This window comes from Niveispirillum fermenti (assembly GCF_052474395.1).
The window spans coordinates 185,855-211,712 of sequence record NZ_CP156680.1; the positions used below are offsets into that span (position 1 = coordinate 185,855).

The 25,858-nt window shown below is 62.5% G+C and carries 14 protein-coding genes, 8 pseudogenes and 1 other annotated feature; of the genes and pseudogenes, 8 read left to right on the top strand and 14 right to left on the bottom strand.

Annotated features, from left to right (window positions below; translation table 11 throughout):
• The first annotated feature begins 2 nt into the window (after positions 1-2).
• On the top strand, positions 3-824 hold the full coding sequence (locus tag ABC728_RS10775) for an IS5 family transposase (protein ID WP_445376420.1): 822 nt from the start codon (positions 3-5) through the stop codon (positions 822-824).
• 20 nt (positions 825-844) lie between these two features.
• Here the strand turns inward: ABC728_RS10775 and ABC728_RS10780 are convergent.
• The 8 genes and pseudogenes from ABC728_RS10780 to ABC728_RS10815 all read right to left on the bottom strand — a co-directional run.
• Positions 845-1,105, bottom strand: a pseudogene (locus ABC728_RS10780) (NAD(P)-binding protein); the annotation flags it as partial.
• Between the two features lie 8 nt (positions 1,106-1,113).
• The gene (locus ABC728_RS10785) at positions 1,114-3,756 is read right to left on the bottom strand and encodes a glycosyltransferase (RefSeq protein ID WP_445376421.1); all 2,643 of its coding nucleotides are present in this window, start codon (positions 3,754-3,756) and stop codon (positions 1,114-1,116) included.
• A 29-nt stretch (positions 3,757-3,785) separates the two neighbouring features.
• A complete protein-coding gene (locus tag ABC728_RS10790; protein WP_416622307.1) occupies positions 3,786-5,237 on the bottom strand; it encodes a DUF6212 domain-containing protein in 1,452 nt (483 codons plus the stop codon).
• Positions 5,238-5,350: 113 nt separating this feature from the next.
• Positions 5,351-6,334, bottom strand: a complete 984-nt coding sequence (galE, locus tag ABC728_RS10795) for a UDP-glucose 4-epimerase GalE (RefSeq protein ID WP_416622306.1) — start codon at positions 6,332-6,334, stop codon at positions 5,351-5,353.
• A gap of 237 nt (positions 6,335-6,571) precedes the next feature.
• Positions 6,572-7,254 (bottom strand): annotated as a pseudogene (locus ABC728_RS10800) (IS5 family transposase); the annotation flags it as partial.
• 46 nt (positions 7,255-7,300) lie between these two features.
• A pseudogene (locus tag ABC728_RS10805) lies at positions 7,301-7,603 on the bottom strand (integrase core domain-containing protein); the annotation flags it as partial.
• Between the two features lie 4 nt (positions 7,604-7,607).
• Positions 7,608-9,014 carry an IS30 family transposase gene (locus ABC728_RS10810; RefSeq protein ID WP_445376422.1) on the bottom strand — a complete coding sequence of 469 codons (1,407 nt, stop codon included), beginning with the start codon at positions 9,012-9,014 and terminating at the stop codon, positions 7,608-7,610.
• A 47-nt stretch (positions 9,015-9,061) separates the two neighbouring features.
• Positions 9,062-9,993, bottom strand: a pseudogene (locus ABC728_RS10815) (IS3 family transposase); the annotation flags it as partial.
• Positions 9,596-9,712 (bottom strand) — a sequence feature (AL1L pseudoknot). (Overlaps the previous pseudogene by 117 nt.)
• 56 nt (positions 9,994-10,049) lie before the next feature.
• On the opposite strand from ABC728_RS10815, the pseudogene tnpA reads away from it, so the two are divergent.
• From tnpA to tnpC, 3 genes and pseudogenes are all read left to right on the top strand, one after another.
• Positions 10,050-10,379, top strand: a pseudogene (gene tnpA / locus ABC728_RS10820) (IS66-like element accessory protein TnpA); the annotation flags it as partial.
• Positions 10,376-10,723: an IS66 family insertion sequence element accessory protein TnpB gene (gene tnpB / locus ABC728_RS10825; RefSeq protein ID WP_094453379.1), complete on the top strand. Its 348-nt coding sequence runs from the start codon at positions 10,376-10,378 to the stop codon at positions 10,721-10,723. The pseudogene tnpA and the gene tnpB, both read left to right, overlap by 4 nt.
• Before the next feature lie 42 nt (positions 10,724-10,765).
• Complete coding sequence (gene tnpC / locus ABC728_RS10830) at positions 10,766-12,343, top strand: IS66 family transposase (RefSeq protein WP_416622351.1); 1,578 nt, start codon at positions 10,766-10,768, stop codon at positions 12,341-12,343.
• Positions 12,344-12,371: 28 nt separating this feature from the next.
• Here tnpC and ABC728_RS10835 read toward each other — a convergent pair.
• Together ABC728_RS10835 and ABC728_RS10840 are read right to left on the bottom strand one after the other, a co-directional pair.
• Positions 12,372-13,635: pseudogene (locus ABC728_RS10835) on the bottom strand (IS256 family transposase).
• Between the two features lie 58 nt (positions 13,636-13,693).
• A pseudogene (locus ABC728_RS10840) lies at positions 13,694-14,670 on the bottom strand (IS3 family transposase); the annotation flags it as partial.
• A gap of 143 nt (positions 14,671-14,813) precedes the next feature.
• Between ABC728_RS10840 and ABC728_RS10845 the strand changes: the two are divergent.
• Positions 14,814-14,984, top strand: a pseudogene (locus ABC728_RS10845) (IS110-like element ISCARN57 family transposase); the annotation flags it as partial.
• Between the two features lie 60 nt (positions 14,985-15,044).
• Here the strand turns inward: ABC728_RS10845 and ABC728_RS10850 are convergent.
• Positions 15,045-16,667: a tannase/feruloyl esterase family alpha/beta hydrolase gene (locus ABC728_RS10850; RefSeq protein WP_416621646.1), complete on the bottom strand. Its 1,623-nt coding sequence runs from the start codon at positions 16,665-16,667 to the stop codon at positions 15,045-15,047.
• A 217-nt stretch (positions 16,668-16,884) separates the two neighbouring features.
• Here ABC728_RS10850 and ABC728_RS10855 point away from each other — a divergent pair, with 217 nt between their 5' ends.
• Both ABC728_RS10855 and ABC728_RS10860 read left to right on the top strand, forming a co-directional pair.
• Positions 16,885-19,149 (top strand): TonB-dependent receptor, encoded by a 2,265-nt coding sequence (locus tag ABC728_RS10855; RefSeq protein ID WP_416621645.1) that lies wholly within the window; start codon positions 16,885-16,887, stop codon positions 19,147-19,149.
• A 156-nt stretch (positions 19,150-19,305) separates the two neighbouring features.
• Entirely contained in the window at positions 19,306-20,607 is a 1,302-nt protein-coding gene (locus ABC728_RS10860; RefSeq protein WP_416621644.1) for an MFS transporter, read from the top strand.
• A gap of 58 nt (positions 20,608-20,665) precedes the next feature.
• On the opposite strand, the gene ABC728_RS10865 is transcribed toward ABC728_RS10860, so the two are convergent.
• Positions 20,666-22,150 carry an NAD-dependent succinate-semialdehyde dehydrogenase gene (locus ABC728_RS10865; protein ID WP_416621647.1) on the bottom strand — a complete coding sequence of 495 codons (1,485 nt, stop codon included), beginning with the start codon at positions 22,148-22,150 and terminating at the stop codon, positions 20,666-20,668.
• Positions 22,151-22,315: 165 nt separating this feature from the next.
• Positions 22,316-23,302 (bottom strand): bile acid:sodium symporter family protein, encoded by a 987-nt coding sequence (locus ABC728_RS10870; RefSeq protein ID WP_445376453.1) that lies wholly within the window; start codon positions 23,300-23,302, stop codon positions 22,316-22,318.
• Between the two features lie 162 nt (positions 23,303-23,464).
• Here ABC728_RS10870 and ABC728_RS10875 point away from each other — a divergent pair, with 162 nt between their 5' ends.
• Positions 23,465-25,267, top strand: a complete 1,803-nt coding sequence (locus ABC728_RS10875) for a gamma-glutamyltransferase family protein (RefSeq protein ID WP_416621642.1) — start codon at positions 23,465-23,467, stop codon at positions 25,265-25,267.
• 110 nt (positions 25,268-25,377) lie between these two features.
• Here ABC728_RS10875 and ABC728_RS10880 read toward each other — a convergent pair whose 3' ends face one another.
• Entirely contained in the window at positions 25,378-25,719 is a 342-nt protein-coding gene (locus ABC728_RS10880; RefSeq protein WP_416621641.1) for a non-heme iron oxygenase ferredoxin subunit, read from the bottom strand.
• Positions 25,720-25,858: the final 139 nt, after the last annotated feature.

A 25,858-nucleotide genomic window follows, 5' to 3' on the forward strand; every position in this document is an offset into this window, starting at 1 on the left:
CGATGTGGACTGATACCACCCGCGCCCTTCATGCCCGCAACGGCCTGGCTTTGCCAAGCGATTTGACCGATGCGGAATGGTCTTTGTTGGAACCGCTGCTGCCTGCTGCGTCCGCCGTAGGCAGGCCACGCAAATGGCCGCTGCGCCGGATCGTCGAGGCAATCCTTTATCTGCTTCGGGGCGGCCTGCCGTGGCGGATGCTGCCACCTTGTTTCCCGCCGGTCTCGACGGTGCGGCGCTGGTTCTACCTGTGGCGTGACAATGGTCTGTGGCTCACGGTAAACCATGTCTTGCTGATGGCGATGCGCGAGCAACAAGGCCGTGATGCCAGCCCAACCGCCGGCGTGATCGACAGTCAGAGCGTCAAAACCACGGAATCCGGCGGCCCGAGGGGATATGACGCGGGCAAGAAGATAAAGGGGCGTAAGCGCCATATCCTCACCGACACCCAAGGTAATCTCGTCCATGCCGTGATCCATACCGCCGATATCCAGGATCGTGATGGCGCACCGCTGGTGCTGGCCGAAATCGTCAAACCCTTCCCGTGGCTGCGGCACGTCTTCGCCGATGGCGGCTATGCCGGGGACAAGCTCAAAGACGCGTTGCGCTGCATTGGAAAATGGACCATCGACATCATCAAGCGATCCGACACAGCCCAAGGCTTCCAGGTCTTGCCACGACGCTGGGTCGTCGAACGCACCCTGGCATGGCTCAACCGAAACCGACGCTTGGCCAAAGACTTCGAGCAGACTATCGCTTCCGCAACAGCCTGGATCTTCATCGCCTCCGTACAAACCTTCGTCAGGCGTATCGCAAGGCATTGATGCAATTCAGATTAATTTCGAATCAAACTCTCAGAGGTGGTTTTCACCCGGTTCTGGTAGGGCAGGAAGGTCTCGAACCGGTTGACGTAGCTCCACACCTCAGCATCGTCCGTATGGAAGATGTGCGGCCCGTAGACATGCACCATCACCCCAGTTTCCTGGTCGCGCTCGGTATGACAATTGCCGGCGATATGGCTGCGCGCCTCCACAACGAGGACGTCGTGTCCGGCTTCGGCCAACTCCCGGCTGATCACGGCACCGGAAAGCCCGGCGCCAACCATGACGATCTTCACGGAATTCCTCCTGTTTTTGCTGCCCGGTCTGCGGCGGGCTGGATGGGCGCGTGCTCATCCAGCCAGTCCGCCAAGTCCCGGCTTCGAGACTGCCAGTCTATAGGTCGGGCGAAAGCAGCGGCATTGCGGCAGATACGGCCCCGTTCTTCCTGGTCGCCCTGCAGCCGGCGCAGTATGTCGATGCAACCGGCCTCCGGATTGCCGGGGTCGAGCAGGAAGCCTGTCTCGCTATCCCGGATCACCTCACCGACGGCGCCGACATCGGTGGCGACCACGGCTACCCCCAGCCGCATCGCCTCCAGGACGGTCAGGGGAAGCCCCTCGTAATAGGACAGCATCACTAACACGTCGGCCCATTCATAAAGGGATGTTAACTCTTCAGGTGTTGTGGCAGGAGGTTCGATCAGCGGCTTGAGTTCCGGAGGGATCTGATCTTCGCCCTCCGAGACTACTGCTTTGCCGACAATACGCCACTGTACCGGCAACCCCTGCTGTTTCGAAGCGAACACAACTGCCGCAAGCCGATCACATCCTTTTTGCCGGTCAAGTCGTCCAAGGAACAGGGCGCGTAGCGGCCGGTCGCCGGATGGCTTCCGCCGCTGTTCCAGAATCCGGTCGATGGCAGCGTTCGGCAACGGATAGCCGGGGGCATTGACCACCGGGATAATCTTCTCCTCTGGGATGCCCATACCATGGCACCAGTTGGCAAGTTGGAGAGAACAGGTAGTTACCAAATCGTAAGCATGCTCGTAAGCCACTGTTAGATAGGGATTCCCCACAGCTCTCCCATGCTCTGTAATGTCGTTCAAGTGCAGAGAAGCGATCGTCTTAACGTTCAAACGCCGCAACTGGCCCATAAGCCCATGCAGGGCTGCTCCGTGACAATTTACGACGGCGTCCATCCAATAGAGCAAACCGAGCGCGCGTGCGTGCTTCCCGTTCTGTGCCCAAGCGGGGATAACTGTTCCATGATATGATGATTGATTATTCCAGGTAGAGATACTCTCGTCCATCAGGAAGTTAATAGTTTCAAAAGTCTGACGCCACTCATCAGAGAAAACAGCCGATGCCCGCTCAAGCACAACGAGATGCGGTATCCAGCCTCGGGCACGCAAAGCTGCGGCCGTGTGCAGAGCCACCTTTTCTACACCGCCAAACTCGACCAGTGGCAGCATGAACCCAATATGTCGGTCGCTAGAGGTGATGCGTGGGTAGGCTGGAGCACCACCAAAGCTACGACGAACCACGTTGTGTGTGTGATGGCGCTCTGGGATACCGTTACTACGCCAATCCCAAAGGCGCTGGGAGGCGGATCGATATGCCGAGGCCCGCAGTTCGTGGAGAAGCGCTAAGAACATGTAGACAGGAGCCGATGAACAACGTAGTCCCCCTTCGTGCCCGTTAGGCACCGGACATTCCAGTTCAATGTTGAACTGGAGTGGGTCGCAAGTGGGTCGTACAAGAGAATTGATCCAGAGAGAAAGCTTGTCACGCAGCACGTCTGCAAAACAACTTGGTGAGATCATGAGCAACAAAGAATTCAGATGATACCCATCATTTTTGGTGCTCTCACGAACGGTATAGCGTCCATCAACCGCCTCTTTGAACGATGCTGTGGCGATGTGGCGATCACGGACGCCATCTTCCAGACGCCAAAGTAGCCAGTGTAACACCCCGGCCGCCTTCAGTCCTTCAAGCGCTACACGGGTTGTGACGACCAGGAATGCCGGAGCATGAAAGCGCCCTGAAGTCCAAAAGGCCCACAGCAACCGTTCATAGTGATCGCGTGACAGCCGTCGGCCGTCTAGGTTTGGATCGACAGTAAGTACATAGCTTTGCTCATCGGTTAAGTAGAATGCATAACGCGGAGCCTCCTCCTGTTCTAACCGCACTAAATTACGTGGAGAGATCAATGCCTTATGCTTGCGTAGCAAGCTGCCCTTGATTTCTTCATCATCTCGGTGTGAGTCGGCGAGCATGCTCTCAGGTCGCTTGCGGTATCGAAAGCCGAAGGTATCAAGATTTCGGCCACGAAACCCTTCTTCCGCAGCGCATAGAAAGAAGTCCCAATCTTCGTAACCTAACCGCATTGCTTCATCAAAACGCACCCCGCGCTCAAGAACACGGCGACGGATCATGCTGCCGGCTTCACAGATGTTCATGGCGGTGTGGACTAGGAGAGAATAGTCACCACCATAGTCGCCAGCCCAATTTAAACCGAACATGTCGACATTTGGATATACCCAGTCGCATTCTGGGTGTTCGAATAGAATCGTCATTGCCCGCTTTATGGCCTTAGGACGCAGGCGGTTATCGGCATCTAGAAGGTAGATGGCTTCGACCGAAGGCCACCGCTTCAAAGTGTAATCGATACCGTGATTGCGTGCAGAACTGAGGCCGCCATTAGCCTTACGAAGATACGTGACCTGTTCCGGATAGGTCAGCGCATAATCTAGGCAAACTGCTTCTGTCTCCGCGTGCATGCACCCGTCGTTCACCAACACAATATGGATCGGAAAGTTAGTTTCCTGCGTCAGCACGGATTCAACGGCTTCCGATACCAGCACACTGTGCTTATAGATGGGAGTAATAACAGCGACAGTTGGATGATCGTTCAGCGAAAGGGCGGGAGCATGCATTTCTATGATCATCCTAATTCTTGCGGTGCTTAGGCCTTGGCACGGACCAGGCTGAACAGAGCCTGACAATTGGCGTTGGAATCACCTGGGGCCATTCGAGTTACCAAATACAAATCGGCCGACATTTGCATTGGCTTGGGTAGAAATAGGTGGACCTCAGTCTTCTTGCACGGCGGCACTGCACACCATTCGGAAATGTGTCCACTCGGCAAGGGCAATTTAGGACGGGATGCACCGATCTCGGGAGTGGGAGCCACAACGAGTGCGTACTCCACCGTTCCCGCCTCAGGATGAATAGTCTCAACCTGCGCCCAAATGTGCTTGGCCCCAGCAGGACAGGCACCAGCAAGGCGCGCAACGGTAGGCGTATGGTCTGTCGGGTGGACGAGGACAGCGCGACGATCCTCGACAAAGCGTACATAACCTTCCGGACCGTTAACCAGTTCGGCCGTACGGAGTGTTTGGGCATCCAATACCCACTGGGGTTCTGTAGATGCTTCATCGACGGGAACTGCGTTTAGCGCCCGATTGGTACGGGTACCAGGCACCCCCCTCCACGCTTGAAGGGCCAGCACCCGCCCGAAGGAATGATTACCCTGGCGTGTGCACCAACGTCCATCTGGGTGCTGATAACTCAGTGAGAGCGTCAGCTGATCTCCCCCCTCCCATTCCACAAGCAATTTAAGGCTTTGTTCATCAACACCCAAGGCTTCTCTTAAGCTGAGGCGCACCCAACCCGGCTGCAGCTTCGAAGCGGGCACCGTCCAGGTTCCGACAACCTGGTCACTCTCAACAGTGCATAGGCGCACTCTCAGGAATCCTGTCACATCAGCGGGAGCATGGTCGATATGAATAGCGATATCGGATACACCTACACTGCCGATAGGTATCAGTTGCTCAACAAGTCCAGTGGCATCACCAAACAAGCGCACACTATGACGCATGGGTTCAAGAGTGAGTGCCTCTTGTTGTATCAAAACTAGGTTCGCCATGGCGAAGGCTTCAAGGCGACGAAAGGCCTCCTGCGTCTCCTCGTGGGCGACGCGTATAACAGCCAGATCGCGCATAAGGCGGACGTTTCGTCTGGCAGTATCACGCTGGAGAGCAATAAGCTGCTCGCTCTGCCACGATAGGACCTTAACAGGGTCTATCCCCATTTTGGCATTGAAGACGGGCGGCGGCATACAACAAAATTTATTATTCCAATCCAAACGTACTTGCGCGATTTCTTCATCGCCACTTTCTGAAAGCACCAAAAACCCCAACATTTGGACCGGCACGTTTTTGACTGGAATAATACAGCCACCATCAACAACCTGGAGTGCATCACCTTTAGCAGAAAAGGCTAAAATCCTAACGCCTTCGATCCAAGGAAAACGCACTGCATCTGCAAAATCTATTACAGAAACGCCAATTTTAGGGCTCGCATCTGTTAAATTTGACCCAAGATCACCTGTGTTTTTCAATTCTTTCTTCACCATTTATTAACCTCCGTTTCCATGAACAATAAACTGAAATTCACTTATTTTCTAGCTTCTCAACTATAGAATTCATTCCATCCATTTGGATTCAAGATAGATGGCGTTCTATAGCATCAATTTTTACCTTTTACTAGCCAATTTGCAGCATGTAGTACCTGCTCATTGAGACTCGCGAATCGTGGCGCCCAGCCAAGTTCGCTATGCGCTCGACCAGCGTTAGCTACGAGAACAGCAGGGTCGCCAGCTCGACGTTCCGCATAGCGGATGGCAATTTTGTGGCCCGTCACGCTAACAACTGTATTGATTACCTCTCTGACCGAAAAACCGCACCCCGTCCCCAGATTGGCGATCAAACTATCGCCACCGCTGATCAGTCGGTGGACCGCCAAGGTGTGAGCCGAAGCCAAGTCGGTAACGTGAACGTAGTCACGTATACAGGTTCCGTCCGGGGTATCATAATCCGTTCCGAATATGGCTATGTCAGAGCGCAGGCCGTAGGCAGCCTGTAGCACCAGCGGAATTAGATGCGTCTCTGGCTGGTGGTTCTCTCCAAGCTCACCGTCTGGGTCAGCACCAGCCGCATTGAAGTAGCGTAAAGCAACATAGCTGACACCATAAGCAGCCGCTATGTCAGCCAATATTTCCTCAACCATCAGCTTGCTGCGACCATATGGGTTCATCGGGCGCAGCGGGTGCTCCTCAGGAATTGGGGTACGTTCGGGAGCACCGTAGACTGCAGCCGTCGAAGAGAATACGATCCGTTTGATATTCGCTTCGCGCATAGCTCGAAGGAGGGATAGTGTCCCAGCCACGTTGTTCCGATAGAACCGTTTTGGCTCTCGTACGGATTCTCCGGCTTCGATGAAAGCCGCAAAGTGCACAACTGCAACGGGCTTATAATGTGCAATGACAGCGGCTAGACGCACCTCATCTTCAAGCGCGCCAATTTCAAGAGGCCCCCATCGAACGGCCTCTTGCACACCATTGGATAAATTATCGTAGACTACAGGCAAGTATCCGGCTCGAGCCAGAGCCTTGCATGTGTGACTTCCAACGAATCCCGCTCCACCAGTGACCAATATAACAGGCTTAGTCATAAGCGAACAATCCACGTGTTTTGACATCGCACTCTTGAGAGGTAACACTTGAGCAACTCACCCAGCATCGGTTAGGACAGGAGTATATTTAGGAACTGTCCGTTGGGCAGTTTGCATACCCTTGCTTTTCATCGCCATCCCACCCGCTCCATCGAGCCATTTTGAAACTCAATCCACTATATATTACCTTCAGCCAGCTAGGTTTGACCAGCACAACTTCTTAGGGTCCAGACTCAATCAGGTCCAGTAGGCCACGATGGTTGCGATGGCCAGCGTGGATAGGAAATTTCTGGCGAGCTTGTCGTATCGGGTTGCGACACGTCGGAAGTCCTTGAGGCGGCAGAAGACGGCCTCGACCATCCATCGGAACTTGTATCGGATCTTGTCGAAGCGGATCGGCTTCTTGCGTGACTTTCTGCCGGGGATGACAGGCTTGGCGCCCTTTTCCCGGATTTTGGCTCGCAGCTTGTCGCTGTCATAGCCCTTGTCGGCCAGGACGTAGCGGCAATCATCAACTTCGGCCAGCAGGGTCTCGGCCATAGTGATGTCGGAAACGTTGCCCGCCGTCACATGCAAAGCCACCGGGCGGCCGAGCGTGTCGGTCAGGGCATGGACCTTTGTGGTCTGACCGCCTCTGGAAATGCCAATGGCTTGCGCCTTGGCCCCCCTTTTCCGCCGTGAGCGCATCGATGTGCCTTCACGTAGCTGCCATCCATGGCCACACTGGTCGTGATCCATTGCCCGGCGGCCAGCGCCTGCAATATCCGGTGCCAGTGCTTGCGGCCAGACCACCGGTTGAAGCGATTGTAAATCGTGGTCGGCGGGCCATATTCCGGCGGGCAGTCCTTCCAGCGGCAGCCGCTCTTGAGTACATGAATAATCCCGCTGATGACACGCCGGTCATCAACACGCGGCGCACCAACGGTATGAACCGCGCCGGGATTGTCGGCGGCAAAAGTTCGTGAGTCATGCTGCCATTTGCTGAATGCTCACGGCGTCATGATAGCGTTGTTCGGCCTCTGCGGGCGGGATATTTCCGATAGGCTCGAGCAGGCGTCGGTTGTTGAACCAGTCGACCCATTCGAGGGTTGCGTATTCCACGGCTTCAAAGGATTTCCACGGTCCTCGCCTGTGAATGACCTCCGCCTTGTAGAGGCCGTTGACGGTTTCGGCCAAGGCATTGTCGTATGAATCGCCGACGCTGCCGACCGACGGTTCGATGCCGGCCAGCCCCAGCCGCTCGGTGTATCGGATGGACAAATATTGGGCGGTCTCAACCGGTCGTCGCAACAGGGTGATTTTGCGTTTCCGCGATGAGTTCGTCCAGTGCTTCGGCGGGAGTTTTCCAGGCGAGGGTTTTACGCGGCCGGCCGTTCAGTGCTGCGGCAACGGCATCAAGTTCCTCGGGCGGGTGCAAGCCGAGGTCCGTGCCCTTGGGGAAATACTGTCGCAACAGCCCGTTGGTGTTCTCGTTGGTCCCACGTTGCCAAGGGCTGTGAGGATCGCAGAAATAGACAGGCAGATCGGCAAGAACCTTCAGTTCCGCGTGCCGTGCCATTTCAGCCCCCTGATCCCAGGATAGAGATCGCCGGAGGTGCTGAGGAAGTTGGACAATGGTCCGCGCGATGGCGTCGCGCACGGCTTCGGCGCCATGACCGGCAAGGGCGGGGCCGTTCTTCGGCCGTGCCCCTTCGCCATGGCCCGGCATCGCTGGCAGATGCAACAGCATCGTGAAACGTGTCGTTCTTTCGACCAGGGTGCCAATGGCAGAACTGTTCAGCCCGATGATCAGATCACCCTCCCAATGTCCAGGAACGGCGCGGTCATCGGCTTCGGCTGGGCGTTCGCTGATCATGATTTCAGGCGTGATGAAGGATTTTCCCCGGCGGCCGGTCCTGGCCTGGGGCACGCGTAGCGCCCGGCCGGTGCGCAGGCATGCTGTCAATTCCCGACGCAAGGCACCGCGCCCCTGGATGTAGAGGGCCTGATAAATGGCTTCGTGGCTGATCCGCATGGTCTTGTCCTCGGGGAAGTCGAGCAACAGCCTTCGCGAAATCTGTTCCGGGCTCCAGGCCGTTGCCCACCGCCGTGATTGCCTGCGCCCATGGCGTCGCCCCTTCCAGGGCGCCTGCGGCCCGGCGACCTTGCCTCCATCTGATCGCTGGACCAGGCCGGCAAGGTGTTCTTGCACATAGTGTCGCAACCGCTCGTTCGAGGCCAGCTTCGCGATCTTGGGCCGGCGCGCTGCTCGTTCTGCATGCCATTGGGCTGTGGTTGCCCGATACTCAAACCCGCCCGAACGCGTCGCCGCATTGCGACGGACCTCGCGGGATATCGTCGAGGGGGATCGTTTCAGATGCCGTGCAATCGCTCGCAAGGCACATCCCCGCGCCAGCATCAGCGCGATCTCCTCCCGCTCTGACAAGGATAGATAGCGTCCGACCGGACATGGGGCCGTCGGGGAAAGATGTGTAGGGGGCATGCCGCCAGCCTCGCGAAACCATCTGGAGCCGACAGGCGCTGATACCCCAACCTCAATGGCGGCGTCTTCACTGGAACGGCCCAGGGCAATCAAACCCCAGAAGCGCCGGCGATCTTCACGGCGGGCAATACCAGGGCGTCCAGGTGAAAACACAGGCGCGCGTCCAGATCTGGCTGATCGACGCTTCCGTTTGGCCATCGCAACCTCCTCTCAAAGGGCTGTTGCGACGACCGGTTGAGACCGCCTTGGCTGCCCCGGTCCGAATGGTGAACCAGTCCGGATTTCCCCTTCGGTCGGCGCTGGTGCAGGGCCTGCTCCAGGGCATCCAGGACAAAACCGGCGTCGGCCGTCCGGGACACTCGCCAGCCGACGATCCGCCGGGCAAAGGCGTCGATGATGAAAGCCACATAGACGAACCCGCTCCAGGTGGACACATACGTGAAATCAGAAAGCCACAGTTGATCGGGCCTGTCCGCCCGGAATTGCCGGTTCACCCGATCCAGCGGACAGGGTAAGGCCTTGTCGGCAATGGTGGTTTTCACCGGCTTTCCACGGATGGCACCGCGCAGGCCCATCTCCCGCATCAGCCGCGCGACCGTGCAGCGCGCCACCTGGATGCCCTCGCGCTGCAACTGCCGCCACACCTTGCGCACCCCATAGACCTGGAAATTCTCTTCGAACACCCGGCGGATAGCGGCCTTCAAGCCGATATCGCGCTGTGCCCGCGCCGGCAGTTTGGCCCGATCAGCGGCGCGGGCCGCATGCCGACGCACAGTTGACGGGGCGATTGGCAAAACCTCGCAAATCGGCTCGACCCCGTATTCCTGGCGGTGGGCATCGATGAAGCCCAGCATCATTTCTGTCGGCGGTCGAGCTCCGCCATCGCGAAATATGCCGATGCCTTGCGCAGGATCTCATTCGCCTGGCGCAGCTCACGGATCTCCCGCTCCTGCGCCTTCAACTTCTCCAGCACATCCAGCGGAATGCCAGCACGGCTGCCGCTTTCTACCTCGGCTCTCTTGACCCATTCATTCAGCGTGTGCGCCGAACACCCGATCTTGGATGCCACGGATGAAACTGCCGCCCATCGCGACGGATGATCCTTCTCGTGGTCCAGCACCAGCCGAACAGCCCGCTCGCGGACCTCAGCCGAAAATTTGTTCGTTGTCTTGCTCATCGTAGCCCCATCCTCTCAGGAGTTGGAGCCGCCGACAATCCCGGACCGGTTCAGCGGCGTTCAGGCCGGGCATCGTGGTCAAGGAGGTTGCCCGGCGGTTTGGGGTCCATGAGAGCCTGTTGTACCGGTGGCGCCGGCAATTGGGCGTATCGGTTCCGGCGATCGACAGTCCGGTTCCGGGGTTCGCGCCGGTCCAGCTTGCACCTGTGGATGAGCCGATGGCCGTGCCGGTCGTGGAGGCGGCAATGCCGGCCCTCAGCCCACCCACGGCATCGGTCGCGGAGATCTCGGTGCTTCTGCCGGGCGGGGTCGAGGTGCGGCTGCGCGGGTCGGTGGATCTGGCGCTGGCCAGGGCGGTGATCCGGGCAGCCGGAGGGGCGGGATGATCCCGATCCCGCCGGGGGTGCATGTGTGGCTGGCGACGGGGCGGACGGACATGCGCAAGGGTTTCGACAGCCTTGCCCGACAGGTCCAGGAGGTTCTGGGGCGCGATCCCCATGGCGGTCACCTGTTCGTCTTTCGTGGCCGCCGCGGCGATCTGGTGAAGGTCATCTGGCATGACGGCCAGGGCGCCTGCCTGTTCACCAAGCGCCTGGAGCGTGGCCGGTTCATCTGGCCGTCGGTGGTTGACGGGGCGGTGACGCTGAGCCCGGCCCAGCTGGGCTATCTGTTGGAGGGAATCGACTGGCGGCTGCCGCAGCACACGGCCCGGCCCGAACGGGCGGGTTGAAAAGCTGCAGACAGGAGGGCGTGAGCATGATTCAATACCCCCATGTCCAGCTCCAACCCTGCCGCCCCCGCTGCCGACAACCTGCCCGCCGATCTGGCGGCGGCCCATGCGCTGATCCTGGCGTTGCAGGGGGAGTTGGCGACGGCGCGCCAACAGGCCGGTGAACGGGCGATCGAGATTGAACGGCTGCGTCTGGCCCTGGCCAAGGCCCGGCGGGAACTTTACGGCCAATCCTCCGAGCGGGGCCGGCTGCTGGTGGAGCAGTTGGAACTGCAACTGGAGGAGTTGGAGGAGACCAGCGCCGAGAACGAGGTGGCCGGCGAACTTAGCACGCCCGCCCCCACCCTTGCCGTTACACCGCGCAAGCCGGCGCGGCGGCCGCTGCCGGAGGCGCTGCCCCGGGAGCGGATCGTGCATCCGGGACCTTGTGTCTGCGACCGCTGCGGCGGCGATGCCTTGCGTAAGATCGGCGAGGATGTGCTGGAAAGCCTGGAATGCGAACCCCGCCGCTGGAAGGTGGTGCAGCATGTGCGGGAGAAGTTCGCCTGCCGGTCCTGCGAGACGGTGAGCCAGGCGCCGGCCCCCTCCCATCCGATCCGGCGTGGGCGGGCCGGACCGAACCTGCTGGCCATGGTGCTGGCCGGGAAATATGCCCAGCATCTGCCGCTGCACCGGCAGAGTGCCGCCTATGCCCGTGAAGGGATCGACCTGGACGTTTCCACCCTGGCCGACTGGGTCGGCGCGGCGGCGGCAACCCTGGCCCCGCTGGTGGCGGCGATACGGTCCCATGTTCTGGCGGCTGATCGTCTCCATGGCGATGACACGCCGGTGCCGGTTCTGGCCAAGGGAAAGGCCGCCACCGGCCGACTATGGGTCTATGTGCGGGATGATCGGCCGTTCGGCGGCAGCGATCCACCCGCCGCCCTCTACCATTATGCCCGCACCCGTGCCGGCGAGCATCCGCAGCGCCACCTGGCCGGCTGGGCCGGGATATTCCAGGCCGACGCCTATAGCGGCTATGCCGGCCTTTACGACCCCGCCCGCAAGCCCGGCCCCCTCCTGGAGGCCGGATGCTGGAGCCATGTCCGCCGCCGGTTCTTTGATCTGGCCAAGGATGGCAAGTCACCCCTGGCAGCCGAGGCCGTGAAGCGCATCGACGCGTTGTTCGCCATCGAGCGGACCATCAACGGCCGCGCCATCGCGGAACGTGCCGAAACCCGACAGGAGAAAAGCCGTCCCCTGATCGACGATCTGGAGCAATGGCTACGCCGCGCCCGTGCCAGTCTGTCGCCCAAGTCGGATCCTGCCAAGGCCATGGACTATGCCCTGAACCGTTGGCAAGCGATGACACGGTTCCTGGAGGACGGGCGCATCTGCCTGTCGAACAACGCCGCCGAACGCGCCCTGCGCGGCATCGCCGTTGGACGCCGGAACTGGACCTTCTGCGGCTCCGATGCCGGCGGCGACAGGGCCGCCACCATCTACACCCTCATCGAGACCGCAAAGCTCAACGACGTCGATCCCCAAGCCTGGCTTGCCGACACCCTCGCCCGCATCCACGATCATCCCGCAAAGGCCATCGCCGACCTCTTGCCCTGGAACTGGAAGGCAAAGGCCTGAAGGGGCCTACGCCGGATGCTTACTGAAATCAGGCGTTCATCGCCTTTGTAAACCTGTCGCCGAACAGGACGGCCATCTGCGCCTTGGCTGCCGTCCATTCACGTGCGGGCATCTTCCATTCTTTCTCGGCCCTGTTCAAGACCAGGAACAGCAATTTCAGCGCAGCCTCGTCATTGGGGAAATGCCCCCTGGCACGGACGGCGCGTCGGAGCTTTGAATTCAGGGCCTCGATGGCGTTTGTTGTATAGAGTATGCGCCTGACCTCACGCGGAAAGGCAAAGAACGGGATGACCTCCTGCCAGGCCCGGCGCCAGGCCTTGCCGATGGCCTCATATTTCTGGCCCCAGGGGCCTTGCTCGAATGCGGTCAGGGCCTTCTCCGCTTCCGTGTCGTCCAATGCGTCGTAAACCTGCTTGAGCGCAGCAGCGACCGGTTTGCGATCCTTCCAGGACGCGAATTCCATGCTGTGGCGCAGCAGATGGACGATGCAGGTCTGCACAGATGTCTCCGGGAAGGCGGCGGCGATGGCCTCCGGAAAGCCCTTCAGCCCGTCAACCACGGCCAGCAGGATGTCCTCCACGCCCCGGTTCTTCAGTTCGTTCAGAACCCGCAGCCAGAATTTCGCCCCCTCGTTCTGTTCGATCCACAGGCCAAGCACCTCCTTGGTGCCATCCGCCCGTACCCCGATGGCGATGTGGATCGCCTTGTTGCGCACCAGACTTTCGTCCCGGATCTTGACCCGCAGCGCGTCCAGGAAAACCAGCGGGTAAACGGCTTCCAGCGGCCGGATCTGCCAAGCCGCCACCTCATCCAGCACCGCGTCCGTCACCGCCGAGATCAGGTCCGCAGACACCTCGATCCCATACAGTTCCCGCAGATGGCCGGTGATTTCCCGTGTCGACATACCCCGCGCATACATCGAGATGGCTCATCGGGAAAACGATCCACTGGATCGTTTTCTGATACTCTTCGCTCTCGTCGAACCCGGGAAACCGGCGCTGATACTTGCCGATCAACTGCGGATCAAATGTCGAGGCCCGGTCACGCGGGACCGACAGTTCCACTGCCCCCGTATCCGTCAACACCGTCTTGCGGCCATAGCCGTTGCGGTGGTTGCCGCTCTCGTCGCCGGCAAGATGGTGATCCATCTCCGCCTTCAGCACACGCTCCGCCAGCGCCTTCTTCAACTGATCAAGCAGGCCGTTCTGGTCAAAAGCTGCCTTCGCGTCGCCGCCAGCCAGCAACTGGTCCAGAAGCGCGTCGGGGATAACAGGGTCCTTGCGTCGTGCCATCGTGAAGCTCCTTTCGCATCACTATGGCCCAGCCGAGCACGAAATTCCCGATAGTCCCCGTCTCCACCATGGAGTTGTCATAGCAATTTCCTTTGCCGCTCATGGAAATCTGCATGCCATGGGCTTTCAGGATTTTCTGATACTCATCAGAACAATATTGGCTTCCCCTGTCCGAATGGTGGATCAGGCCGGGCTTTGGTCTGCGCGTGGCGATGGCGTGCTGTAAAGCTGTTATGGCCAGATCTTTCTTCATTCGATCGCTGACCGCCCAGCCGACTACCCGGCGGGAGTAGAGGTCGATGACCACGGCCAGGTACAGCCAGCCTTCCGCCGTCCAAATGTACGAAATATCGACGCCCCATTTCTGGTTCGGACCCTCGGCGCTGAAATCCTGATCCAGCAAGTTGGGAGCCACAGGCCCGCCATGGGTGCTGTCGGTTGTCTTCTTATAGCGCCGTTTCATCAACGCTTTCAGTCCATTATCCCGCATCAGCCGGGCAATCCGGTGTCGTCCGCAGGACAGACCGGCAGCCTTCAACTCTGCATGCATACGCGGGCTACCATATGTCTCATGCGACAGCGCAAAGTGCTGACGGATATGCGCCAGCAGTATCATATCCGCATATTGCCGAAGACTGGGCTTCCGCCGCTTCCAGGCATAATAGCCAGAACTGCTCACGCCCAATAAACGACAGCTCCGACCAACCGGTATTGTCGCCTTCTTCGCATCGATGAGCCGGTAGATCATCGACTTGTCTCCCGGGCGAAGAAGGCCGCCGCGTTTTTTAATAAATCCCGCTCTTGACGCAGAATCTTGTTCTCAAGCCGAAGCCGTGCCAGTTCCTTCTCCACGTCCGGATGGGGTCCAGACAAAAGTTCCATCTCCGTCGCGTCCGACTTCCATCGCTGCAGTGTCGATTTCCCAATCCCAAGATCGGCGGCCACTTCGGCCACCGTCCGACCGCTTGTCGACAAAATACGAAGCGCATCCTGCCTAAAGGCCGCCGTGATCTTGTCCTGTTTTACCCGAACCATCAAATCCTCCATCAATCCCGAATTTTAGGGTGATGGCTCTCCACTTTTCCAGGGCAAGTCCATATGCGACCTCTATGACCCAGACGAATGCTGGAATTACCTCAAGGCCGCCGGGTATGCGTCCGATTAAAGGCGCGATGCTCTATATGTGCGCCCTGTCCGCCAGACGCCACAACCCCGTCCTGAAGGCCTTCGCCGACAGGCTCAAGGAAAATGGCAAGGCCCCCAAAGCCATACTGGTCGCCGTCGCCAGAAAGCTACTCGTCATTGCCTATGGCGTCCTGAAAACCCGAAAACCCTTCCAACCCGCTTGACACCCAACACGGTATCTCAAGCGCCGGCGCCCACATCCGTGCGCGCGGGCGGGGGAGGGGTCACCGCGGCGCCCAGATCCAGTCGATCCGGTCGTCGGGATACTGGCGGGGGGAGACGGGTTTCCAGTTGGCGGCGTCATTCACGTCGCCGCGGCCCGTATAGGTCGCGACGGCGGGATAGGGGAATAGCGGGCGGGTGCGCACGATGCGGTCGCCGTCGCGCTGGGTGGCCAGGATACGGTCGGGCGCCTTGCCCTGTTCCACCCAGGCCACCAGATCGGGCAGCATGTCGAAGCTGTTGGGCGCGTCGCCGCCGCGGCAATGGAACATGCCGGGCACCATGAAGACGCGCATCCAGTCGCGGGCCTTCTCCGGACCGCCGGCGCGGGCCACGACATGGGCGTGATAGTCCAGCAGCGCCATGGGCGACACGCCGGCATCGGCCCAGCCATGATAGATCATCAGCTTGCCGCCCGCCGCCGCGAAGCCCGACAGATCGGGGGCCTGACCGGGGGCGACGGGATCATAGAGGGCGGCCTGCGCCGCCACCGCCGCGATGTCGCGGTCGAAATCGAAGCTGCGGTAATTGTAATCGGCCGGCGGGTTCTCCGCGAAGGCCAGATAGCGCAGATAGCCTTCCGCCAGGGCGCGGCGGCCAGCGCCCGACCATGACAGCTCGCTGCCGAACGGCGTGGCGCCCGGCATCAGCGAGCGGCCCTGTGCATTGCGCGGCCCCTGGTACAGCATCTGTGCCGCATGCACCTGCTCGCCCGTCAGGCAGTCGGCCCCGTCCTGTGCCGCCGGACAGGCCAGGCTGGCCGGGTCGAACCGGCAGACGCGCGGGTCCATGATGATGCCGTCCTGCAACCCGTCCTTGTCGTCACAGGCGGCCAGCACGGCGTCGGACAGCCGTTTCAGCTTGTCGCGGGTGAAGACCTCCGACCCGTCGTCGCGCAGCAGGTAACGCGCATCCCAATTGTTGGCGATGGCACCCAGCCGGCCGGCAAAGGCCGGATCGCCGGCGATGATGCCGTCGAAATCCCCCGGATAGCGCTGCGCCAGGGTCAACCCCTCGCGCCCGCCCGTGGAACAGCCGCGGAAATAGGCAAATGCCGGGGCCGCATCATAGAAGCGCGTGGCGATGGCCTTGCCCACCACGGCCATGGCATGGGTGGACCGGCCCGCGAAATCCTCCCGCAGGGCCTGGTTCGCGCCCCAGACCGGGTCCTTCGTCACCATGCCGACATGGCCCATATTGTGGGCGGCGACGACATAGTTCGCGGCCTGCGCGTCGGCACAGTTCTGGATGTTGATCACGCCGCAGAAGCCGCCGCAGCCCACCTGGAAATAGCGGCCGTTCCAGGCCTGCGTCGGCAGCCTGATCTCGAACTGGATCTGTGGCTGGATGGTGCCGGTGACGGCGCAATGTTCCGCCATGGCCCCGTCGGCCGCGACCAGCCGGGCCGACAGGATGGCCGTGGGAAATTCCGGCAGCTTCGTGAAATCCGCCCGGCCCAGGTCCGCGCAGGCCATGGCCGCCGCATGCGTGCCGCCGGCCGTGGCCACGGCCGGCACCGCGCCGTTCTGTCCTGCCCCCGTCTGTGCCGCCAGCACCGCCGGCGGGGCCGACAACAGCGCCAGCACCCCTGCCGCGCGGATCAGCCCGATCGTAAAGCCTTTCATGCCCTTTTCCCCCTGTTCCGAGGTCGGTTTGGACGGCACTTGCGAATTTTTCGGCCGCCCGATGATGCCGCGACGCAACAATGCTTGCGGCAAGTCAGTTTGTCATACATCATACAGATTGACGAGGCGAGGAAATGCTGCATACTGCACACGGTATGCAGAACGAATAAATAAAATTCGCGATAAAACAGAGGCTTGGAGTCAAGGAGACACGGGTATGAATACCACATTGGCCCCCCGCGCCAATTGCCGGGCGCCGCTGCGCGCCCAACTTCTCCGCTGCGGCGGCCTGCTCGCGATCGCGGCATTGGCGGCCCCGCTGCCGGCCCTGGCGCAGGATGGCGGCTCGGGGCTCGTTCTTGAGGAAATCATCGTCACCGCCACGAAGCGGGCCACGACCAACAAGGACACCCCCATCGCCATCGCCGCCGTCACCGGCGACAGCATCGAAAAAAGCCAGGCCTTCAGCCTGGAAAGCTTCTCCCGCCTGAACCCCTCCATCCAGATCAACAACCGTGGCGCCGGTGACAACCAGATCATCGTGCGTGGCATTTCGTCGGCCGGCAAACCTACTGTCGGCCTATATTATGACGAAACCGTTATCACGGGCCTTGGATTGGATGGCGGCTCGGATAATCAGCCGAACATTCAAATGCATGATGTGGAGCGCGTCGAGGTGCTGAAGGGGCCGCAGGGCACCCTGTTCGGCGCCAGTTCGATGAGCGGCACGGTGCGCATCATCACCAACAAGCCGCAGATGGACGAGGTTTCCGGCAAGATCACCGTGTCGGGCGCCGGGGTGAAGGGCGGCAACGGCTTCTACCAGGGCGAGGCCGTGCTGAACGCGCCGCTGGTGGAAGACAAGCTGGCGGCCCGCGCCGTGGTCTGGGGCGATACGGGCGGCGGCTATATCGATCAGGTCAGCACCACGCGCAACCTGCGCAACACCAACGATCAGGAAGTGTGGGGCGGCCGCTTCACCCTGCGGGCCGAACCGACGGACCGGCTGTCCATCCTGCTGACGGCCCTGCACCAGCAGATCAAGGTCGACGGCACGCAATATTACGATTACTCGGCCGGCCCCTATATTGCCGAGGCTGACACGCTGCAGCCCTTCAACGACAATACCGACCTGTACAGCGCCGTCATCGACTATGAACTCGATTTCGGCACGATCACGGCCACCACCTCCTATCTGGACCGCAATTTCTTCCTGGCGCGCGACAGTTCGCCGACGGCGCGGCGCTTTGGCATTCCGGCGCTGCTGGATTACCATCAGGCACAGGACCTGACCAACTGGTCGTCGGAACTGCGCTTTGCCTCTTCCTTCGACGGGCCGTTCCAGGTCGTGGCCGGCGGTTTCTATGCCGAACAGCGGGCCGACAGCATCAGCGCCGCCCTGGTGGCCGATCCGGTCACGGGCATGGCCCGCTGCCGCTTCCATCTGGATTGCGTGGCCGCCGGCCGGGCGACGGATGACATCAACTCCGCCACCTCCGCCACGTCCATCGATCAGTACGCCCTGTTCACGGAGGCGAATTACGACCTGACGGAGGGGCTGACGGCCACGGCCGGCATCCGCTACTACAATGCCGACATCGCCGAGCGCAAGGTGACGACGCAGGGCCTGCGCTTCCCCACCTCGCCCGTGCAGTCGACCCCCGCCGTGGCGCTGGATGAAAGCACCTCGGAAGACAAGATCAGCTATAATTTCGCGCTGAACTACACCGCCAACGAGGATGTCAGCTTCTATGCCCGCGTGGCGTCCGGCTTCCGGCCGGGCGGCGCCAATGATGCCGATGGCGCGGCGCAGTATGGTGTCACGGTGCCCGGCCGCTACACGTCCGACACGCTGTGGAACTACGAAGCCGGCGTGAAATCCTATCTGTTCGACCGCTCGGTCTTCGCCGAACTGTCGGTCTATCGCATCGACTGGTCGGGACAGCAGATTTCCGTGACCGATCCCGGCGGCACCTTCGCCTATATCGCCAATGCCGGCAAAAGCTATGTCAACGGCGTGGAATTCCAGGTGAATGCCCGCGCCACGTCGGAATTGTCGTTCAATTTCGGCATCACCTATACCGACAGCCAGTTGTCGGAGGATCTGCCGGCCACGTCGGCGGCGGCCGGTTTCGACGGTGACCGCATCCCCTATACGCCGCGCTGGTCCTTCGGCGGTCAGGTCACCTACGAAACCGATCTGTCCGACACGGTCGAAGGCTATCTGACCGGCAATTTCAGCTATCGCGGCGCCTCCTTCACGGAGTTCAACAGCACCAACGCCAATTATCAGCGGCTGGATGATTACCTGCTGCTGGGCCTGCGGGCCGGTGCGCGCTTCGGCACCTGGGATGCCAGCCTCTATGTCGACAACCTGACCGACAAGGCGGCGGAAATTGGCCTGCGCGTGACGGGTGACGGCTATCGCGTCTATACGACGCGGCCGCGCACCATCGGCGCCACCGTCTCCACCACCTTCTGACCGCCTGGCCCCGGTGCGCCGAAACGCATCGGGGCCCTCAATTGCCGGCGCCAACATTCGTTGGCTTGGCTCCGCCGCAGATGCGAAACAGCCCTGGCCCCTGCGGGCCGGGCGTTGCACCATTGGCCGTCCGACGCATGAAGGGGCAGGCTTTCCATGGGTGAACAGAACAGCGCCGCGGCGGCCACCGGCCCGCGGCGACCCTTCTTCGGCTGGCTGATCGTGCTGGTCAGCCTTTTTGGCATTTCCACGGGGCCGGCGGCCTTCGGCCTGGCCTCGCTGGGGCTGATGATCGGCCCGCTGGAACAGGAATTCGGCTGGGACCGCACCCAGACCAGCGGTGCCGTCTCCATCATGATGATCTGCACGGCCCTGTCCCTGCCGCTGATCGGGCGGCTGGTGGACAAGGTCGGGGTCCGCCGCGTGCTGATCCCGTCGGTGGCCATCATGGGCCTGTGCCTTCTGGCGCTGACCATGGTCACGGCGCTGTGGCAGTTCATCGCCATCTATGTGGCCATGGGCACGCTGGCCGTGGGATCGAACAGCGTGCCCTATATGCGTGTGCTGGCGGCCTGGTTCGACCGGTCGCGCGGGCTGGCCATCGGCATCGCCGGCAGCGGCACGGGCCTGGGCTTCGCCTATGTGCCCGTGCTGACCGAATGGCTGGTGACGGGGTATGGCTGGCGCATGGGCTATGCCGGGCTGGGCCTGATCATGCTGTGCGGCACGCTGCCGCTGATCTTCCTGGTGCTGCGGGAAAGCCCGGCCGCCATGGGCCTGCTGCCCGACGGCGCGCCGGCGGGCACGGCGGCGGGGGCCGGGGCGGCGGACGGAACCCCGTCGGCCGCGGCGGGCGACAGCCTGCGCCAGGCGCTCGCCCGGCGCGATTTCTGGAGCCTGGCCGTCATCTTCGTGTCGCTGGCCTTCGTGCTGTACGGGCTGATCCCGCATCTGGTGCCCATGTTGACCGACCGGGGCCTGTCCACGCGCGATGCGGCACAGATCGCCTCGCTGTTCGGGCTGGCCACCTTTGGCGGGCGGCTGCTGATCGGCTTCCTGATCGACCGGCACGATGCGCGGCTGATCGCCTTCATCTTCTTTTCGCTGTCGGCCGTGGGGCTGGGCGTGCTGGCCATGGACCTGCCGACCTGGGCCTTCATGCTGTCGGCCGTGCTGCTGGGGGGCAGCCTGGGGGCGGAAGTGGACATGCTGGCCTATCTGACCAGCCGCTATTTCGGCCTGCGCAGCTTTGCGGAGATTTTCGGCGTGCTGTTCGGGGCCGTGATGATGGGCATGGGCATCGGGCCGGCGCTGTTCGGCTTCGTCTTCGACCGCACGGGATCGTACAATTCCATGCTGGCGCTCGGCGTGCCCATCTGCCTGATGGCCATCATCCTGGTCGCCCTGCTGCGCCCCTATGCCGAAAAGCGCCGCGGTGCCGCCCTTTCGGTGACGTAGCGGCATAGGGCCCTGATCAGAACCAACAGGTCATGATCAGGGCCCAACGCCGGCGCCATCACCCCACGTTCAGGTTCATGTACTTGATTTCCATATATTCATCGATGCCATAGCGGCTGCCCTCGCGGCCCATGCCGCTTTCCTTGACGCCGCCGAAGGGTGCCACCTCGGTGGAGATCAGGCCCTCGTTGATGCCGACCATGCCATATTCCAGCCCCTCCGCGACGCGCCAGATGCGGCCGACATCGCGGCTGTAGAAATAGGCGGCCAGGCCGAAGGGCGTGTCGTTGGCGCGGGCGATCACCTCCGCCTCGTCGGTGAAGCGCTGCACGGCGGCGACGGGGCCGAAGATTTCCTCCTGCGCGATATCCATGGCGGGCGTGATGCCCGTCAGCACCGTCGGCTCGTAGAAGCAGCCGCCAAGCGCATGCGGCTTGCCGCCGGTCACGGCGTCGGCCCCCTTGTCCAGCGCGTCGCGGACCAGTTCATCCACCTTCACCACGGCGGCATCATTGATCAGGGGGCCCTGGTTCACGCCGGCCTCGCGCCCGTCGCCGACCTTCAGGTCCCGCACGGCCGCCGTCAGCTTTTCCACGAAGGCATCATGGATGCCGTCCTGCACGAAGAACCGGTTGGCACAGACGCAGGTCTGGCCGGAATTGCGGTATTTGGAGGCCATGGCCCCGGCCACGGCGGCGTCCAGGTCGGCATCGTCGAACACGATGAAGGGCGCGTTGCCGCCCAGTTCCAGCGACAGGCGCTTCACCGTGCCGGCGCATTGTTCCATCAGCAGCTTGCCGATGCGGGTGGACCCGGTGAAGGACAGCTTGCGCACGATGGGCGAGGCCGTCATGGCCCCGCCGATGGCCGATGCCTTGCCCGTCACGATATTGATGACGCCCGCCGGGATGCCGGCCCGCTCGGCCAGCACGCCCAGGGCCAGGGCCGACAGGGGCGTCGCCTCCGCCGGTTTCACCACCACGGTACAGCCGGCGGCCAGTGCGGGGCCCAGCTTGCGCGTGATCATGGCGTTGGGGAAATTCCAGGGCGTGATGGCCGCCACCACGCCCACGGGCTGCTTGATGGCGAACAGGCGGGCCTGCGCCTTGTAGGTCGGGATCACGTCGCCATAGGCGCGGCGGCCCTCCTCGGCAAACCAGCTGATGAAGCTGGCGCCATAGGTGATCTCGCCCTTGGCCTCGGCCAGGGACTTGCCCTGTTCCAGGGTCAGGATCAGGGCAAGGTCGTCGGCCGCCTCCAGCATCAGGTCGTGCCAGCGCCACAGCTTCTGCGCCCGTTCCTTGGCCGTCAGCGCGCGCCAGCCCGGCAGGGCGGCGGCGGCGGCATCGATGGCGCGCCCCGTCTCGTCCGCGCCCATCACGGGCACGCGGGCCAGTTCCCCGCCGGTGGCCGGGTTGGTGACGGGCAGGGTGGCGCCGCTGTCCGATCCCAGCCATTGCCCGCCGATCAGCGCCTTGTCACGCAGCAGGCCGGCATCCTTCAGGCCGGGCAATCCCGATGACGGGCGTATCGTCTGATCCATCATGCATCCCTTTCCATGCCATACCGGCCGCCGCATCCTATCCCAATGCGGGCGGATGGAAAGTCCCGGCGGGCCGTTTATCCGATCCTGGAACAGGTGGGCCGGAGGGGGCCGGAAAACCAGGGCCGGCACGGGCCGGAAGGTCTGATGTGCAGGGAACGGGGATCAGTCGCCCTGGCCCTCCCCCAGGCCTTCCCGCCGGTATTTCGCGGCCAGCCAGGTGCAGATGATCAACTGGATCTGATGGAAGATCATCAGGGGCAGGATGATCAGCCCGACCTGCGCCACGGGGAACAGCACGCTGGCCATGGGCACGCCCGACACCAGGCTTTTCTTCGACCCGCAGAAGACCAGCACGATCCGGTCCTCCCGGCTGAAGCCGAACAGGCGCCCGGCCAGGCCCGACAGGTACAGCACGATCCCCAGGATCACACTGCTGATCACCACGATCATGGCGATGTCGCCGATATCGACCTTGTGCCACAGCCCTTCCACCACGGCGGCGGAAAAGGCCGAATAGATCACCAGCAGGATCGACCCCCGGTCGGTATAGGAGATCACCTGCTTGTGCTTCTGCACGAACCCGCCGATCAGCGGCCGCAGCAGATGGCCCGCCACGAACGGCACCAGCAATTGCACGATGATCGACCGCAGCGCATCCAGCGACACGCCGGCCTGTCCCGTCGTGTGCATCAGCAGCCCGACCAGCACCGGCGTCAGGAAGATGCCCAGCAGGTTGGAGGCCGAGGCCGAGCAGATGGCCGCCGGCACATTGCCCCCCGCGATCGACACGAAGGCGATGGAGCTTTGCACCGTGGAGGGCAGCAGGCACAGGTAAAGGACACCCGCCGCGATGACGGGGGAGATCAGGGCCGGGGCCAGGAACCCCGCCCCCAGCCCCAGGACGGGGAAGATGGCGAAGGTGAAGCCCAGCACCGTCAGATGCAGCCGCCAATGGCCCAGCCCCGCCAGGATCGCTTCCCGCGACAGCTTGGCCCCGTGGAAGAAGAACAGCAGGGCGATGGCGATGCCGGCCACCACGTCCAGAATATCCGCCGCCTGCCCTTGCGCCGGCAGAAGGGCCGCAAGCCCGACCGTGGCCAGCAGGACCAGCAGGAACGGATCGATCACACTGGTGAGAAAACGCTTCATCATCGGCTTTCCTGTGCGGGACCGGCGACCCGGCCCTTCCTGTGCGGGACCGGGGGCCCGCCGATCGTCTTTTCCTTGGCTAAATGGTATTATTGTCATACAAAGTTGCCGTCAACACCATTCACCCGGCATCCATAATGCCCGGCCAGGGGACCTTATCCCATGTTCACCACCCGCCCGGAAATACGCGGCACCTTCGGCGTCGTCGCCTCCACCCACTGGATCGCGTCGCAGGTGGGTATGGCGATGCTGGAGCGTGGTGGCAATGCCTTCGATGCCGCGGTGGCCGCCGGCTTCGCCCTGCAGGTGGTGGAACCGCACCTGTGCGGCCCGGCGGGGGAGGTGCCGATCCTGTTCCATGCGGCGGGAACGGGGGAGGTGGGGGTGCTGTGCGGTCAGGGCACGGCCCCGGCGGCGGCCAGCATCTCCCGATTCCGCGACCTGGGGCTGGACATGGTGCCGGGGTCGGGCCTGATCGCCGCGGTGGTGCCGGGGGCGTTCGGGGCCTGGATGCGGCTTTTGCTGGATCATGGCAGCCTGCGGCTGGCCGATGTGCTGGAACCGGCCATCCATTATCTGGAGGCGGGGCACCCGCTGCTGCCGGGCGTGTCGCGGGCGCTGGCCGATCTGGAACAGGCCTTCCACACCGAATGGCCGACCGCCGTCCCCGTCTGGCTGCCCGGCGGCCGGGCGCCGAAGCCCGACAGCCTGTTCCGCAATCCCGTGCTGGCGGCCACCTGGCGCCGCATCCTGAAGGAGGCGGGCGACGGCAGCCGCGAACAGCAGATCATCCGCGCCCATGACGCCTGGTACAAGGGCTTCGTGGCCGAGGCGATCGGCGATTTCGCGGCCCGGGACGCGCTGATGGATGCCAGCGGCCGGCGGCACAAGGGGTTGCTGACCGCCGACGACATGGCCGGCTGGCAGCCAACCTATGAAAAGCCGGTGACGCTGGATTACCATGGCTGGACCCTGTGCAAGACGGGGCCATGGGGGCAGGGGCCCGTCCTGCTGCAGGCACTGGACATCCTGCGCGGGTTCGACCTGGGGGCCATGGGGCCGAACGATCCGGATTTCATCCATCTGGTGCTGGAGGCGGTGAAGCTGGCCTTTGCCGACCGGGAAGCCTATTACGGCGATCCGGATTTTGCCGACGTGCCCATGGGCCTGCTGCTGGACCCGTCCTATGGCGCGGCGCGGCGCGGGCTGATCGGGGACATGGCGTCGCATGAATTGCGGCCCGGCCGGCTGCCGGGATTTGGGGCGCAGGTGGACCGCATGCTGGCCGGCGTGCGCATGGCCGGCAGCACGGCCGGCGGGCTGGGCATCGGCGAGCCGACCATGGCGCATCTGGGCGCCCATCTGAAACCCACGGTGAAGCCGGGCGACACCGTGCATCTGGATGTCATCGACCGGTTCGGCAACATGGTGTCGGCCACGCCGTCGGGTGGCTGGCCGCAATCATCGCCGACCATTCCCGGCCTGGGCTTCGCGTTGAACACGCGGGCACAGATGTTCTGGCTGGAAGAAGGGCTGCCCGGCAGCCTGACGCCGGGCAAGCGCCCGCGCACCACCCTGACCCCCACCCTGGCCCTGAAGGATGGAAGGCCGTCGCTGATCTGCGGCACGCCGGGCGGGGACCAGCAGGACCAGTGGCAGCTTATCCTGCTGCTGCGCCGCATCCATCATGGGCTGGGCCTGCAGCAGGGCATCGACATGCCCCTGTTCCACAGTGTGCATTTCCCGGCCAGCTTCTACCCGCGGGAGGCCATGCTGGGCGTGGCCGTGCTGGAACGCAGTTTCGGGGAAGACACGATCGCCGACCTGCGCCGCCGGGGCCATCAGGTGGAAATCGCCCCGGAATGGTCGGCCGGCCGGCTGACCGCCGCCGAACGCGACCCCGACGGCACCCTGCGCGCCGCCGCCACGCCCCGCCTGATGCAGGCCTATGCCGTGGGGCGGTGACGCGGGGGCGGTGACATGGGGCTGGGGGCGGGGGCTCGGGCGCAGCAAGGCCGGCCGCCTGCCCGCCCGCCGGGGGGCGACCGGCGCAAACAGGGCCGGCCGGGCAGGGGTCAGGCGCGCTTCTTCTTCGCCAGCAACCAGACGCCGTCGCCATCGACCGCCACGGCCCAGGTGCGCAGCGCCTGCTTGCAGGGCAGGGACCGGGCCTTGCCCGTGCAGATATCGAAGCTGCCGCCATGCAGGGGACAGAACACGGTGGTGCCTTCCAGCCGGCCTTCCGACAGCGAGGCGATGGCGTGGGTGCATTCATCATCGACGGCGTGGAACCCGTCGGCGGTGCGGCACAGCAGGACCGGGTCCATGCCCGGCGGCTCCACCCGCAGCATCCCGCCCTGATCCACCTCATCCGTACCGCACAACCGGATACGCCCATCCGCAACAGTCAGCATCATCAGTTCCCTGTCAAAAAAATTCTGTCATACAATCATACAAAATGACCGCCGCCGTCAACGGAAAATGCCAACGGGTCCCAGCCATTTACCCTCTTACACCAAGTCCCGGTGATCGCAACCGATCGCCGGCCTCAATCGC

Coding starts and splice junctions, on each gene's coding strand:
- ABC728_RS10775 (WP_445376420.1), top strand. CDS start 3: ATGTGGACTGATACCACCCGCGCCCTTCATGCCCGCAACGGCCTGGCT.
- ABC728_RS10785 (WP_445376421.1), bottom strand. CDS start 3,756: ATGCATGCTCCCGCCCTTTCGCTGAACGATCATCCAACTGTCGCTGTT.
- ABC728_RS10790 (WP_416622307.1), bottom strand. CDS start 5,237: ATGGTGAAGAAAGAATTGAAAAACACAGGTGATCTTGGGTCAAATTTA.
- galE (WP_416622306.1), bottom strand. CDS start 6,334: ATGACTAAGCCTGTTATATTGGTCACTGGTGGAGCGGGATTCGTTGGA.
- ABC728_RS10810 (WP_445376422.1), bottom strand. CDS start 9,014: ATGGCCAAACGGAAGCGTCGATCAGCCAGATCTGGACGCGCGCCTGTG.
- tnpB (WP_094453379.1), top strand. CDS start 10,376: ATGATCCCGATCCCGCCGGGGGTGCATGTGTGGCTGGCGACGGGGCGG.
- tnpC (WP_416622351.1), top strand. CDS start 10,766: ATGTCCAGCTCCAACCCTGCCGCCCCCGCTGCCGACAACCTGCCCGCC.
- ABC728_RS10850 (WP_416621646.1), bottom strand. CDS start 16,667: ATGAAAGGCTTTACGATCGGGCTGATCCGCGCGGCAGGGGTGCTGGCG.
- ABC728_RS10855 (WP_416621645.1), top strand. CDS start 16,885: ATGAATACCACATTGGCCCCCCGCGCCAATTGCCGGGCGCCGCTGCGC.
- ABC728_RS10860 (WP_416621644.1), top strand. CDS start 19,306: ATGGGTGAACAGAACAGCGCCGCGGCGGCCACCGGCCCGCGGCGACCC.
- ABC728_RS10865 (WP_416621647.1), bottom strand. CDS start 22,150: ATGGATCAGACGATACGCCCGTCATCGGGATTGCCCGGCCTGAAGGAT.
- ABC728_RS10870 (WP_445376453.1), bottom strand. CDS start 23,302: ATGAAGCGTTTTCTCACCAGTGTGATCGATCCGTTCCTGCTGGTCCTG.
- ABC728_RS10875 (WP_416621642.1), top strand. CDS start 23,465: ATGTTCACCACCCGCCCGGAAATACGCGGCACCTTCGGCGTCGTCGCC.
- ABC728_RS10880 (WP_416621641.1), bottom strand. CDS start 25,719: ATGATGCTGACTGTTGCGGATGGGCGTATCCGGTTGTGCGGTACGGAT.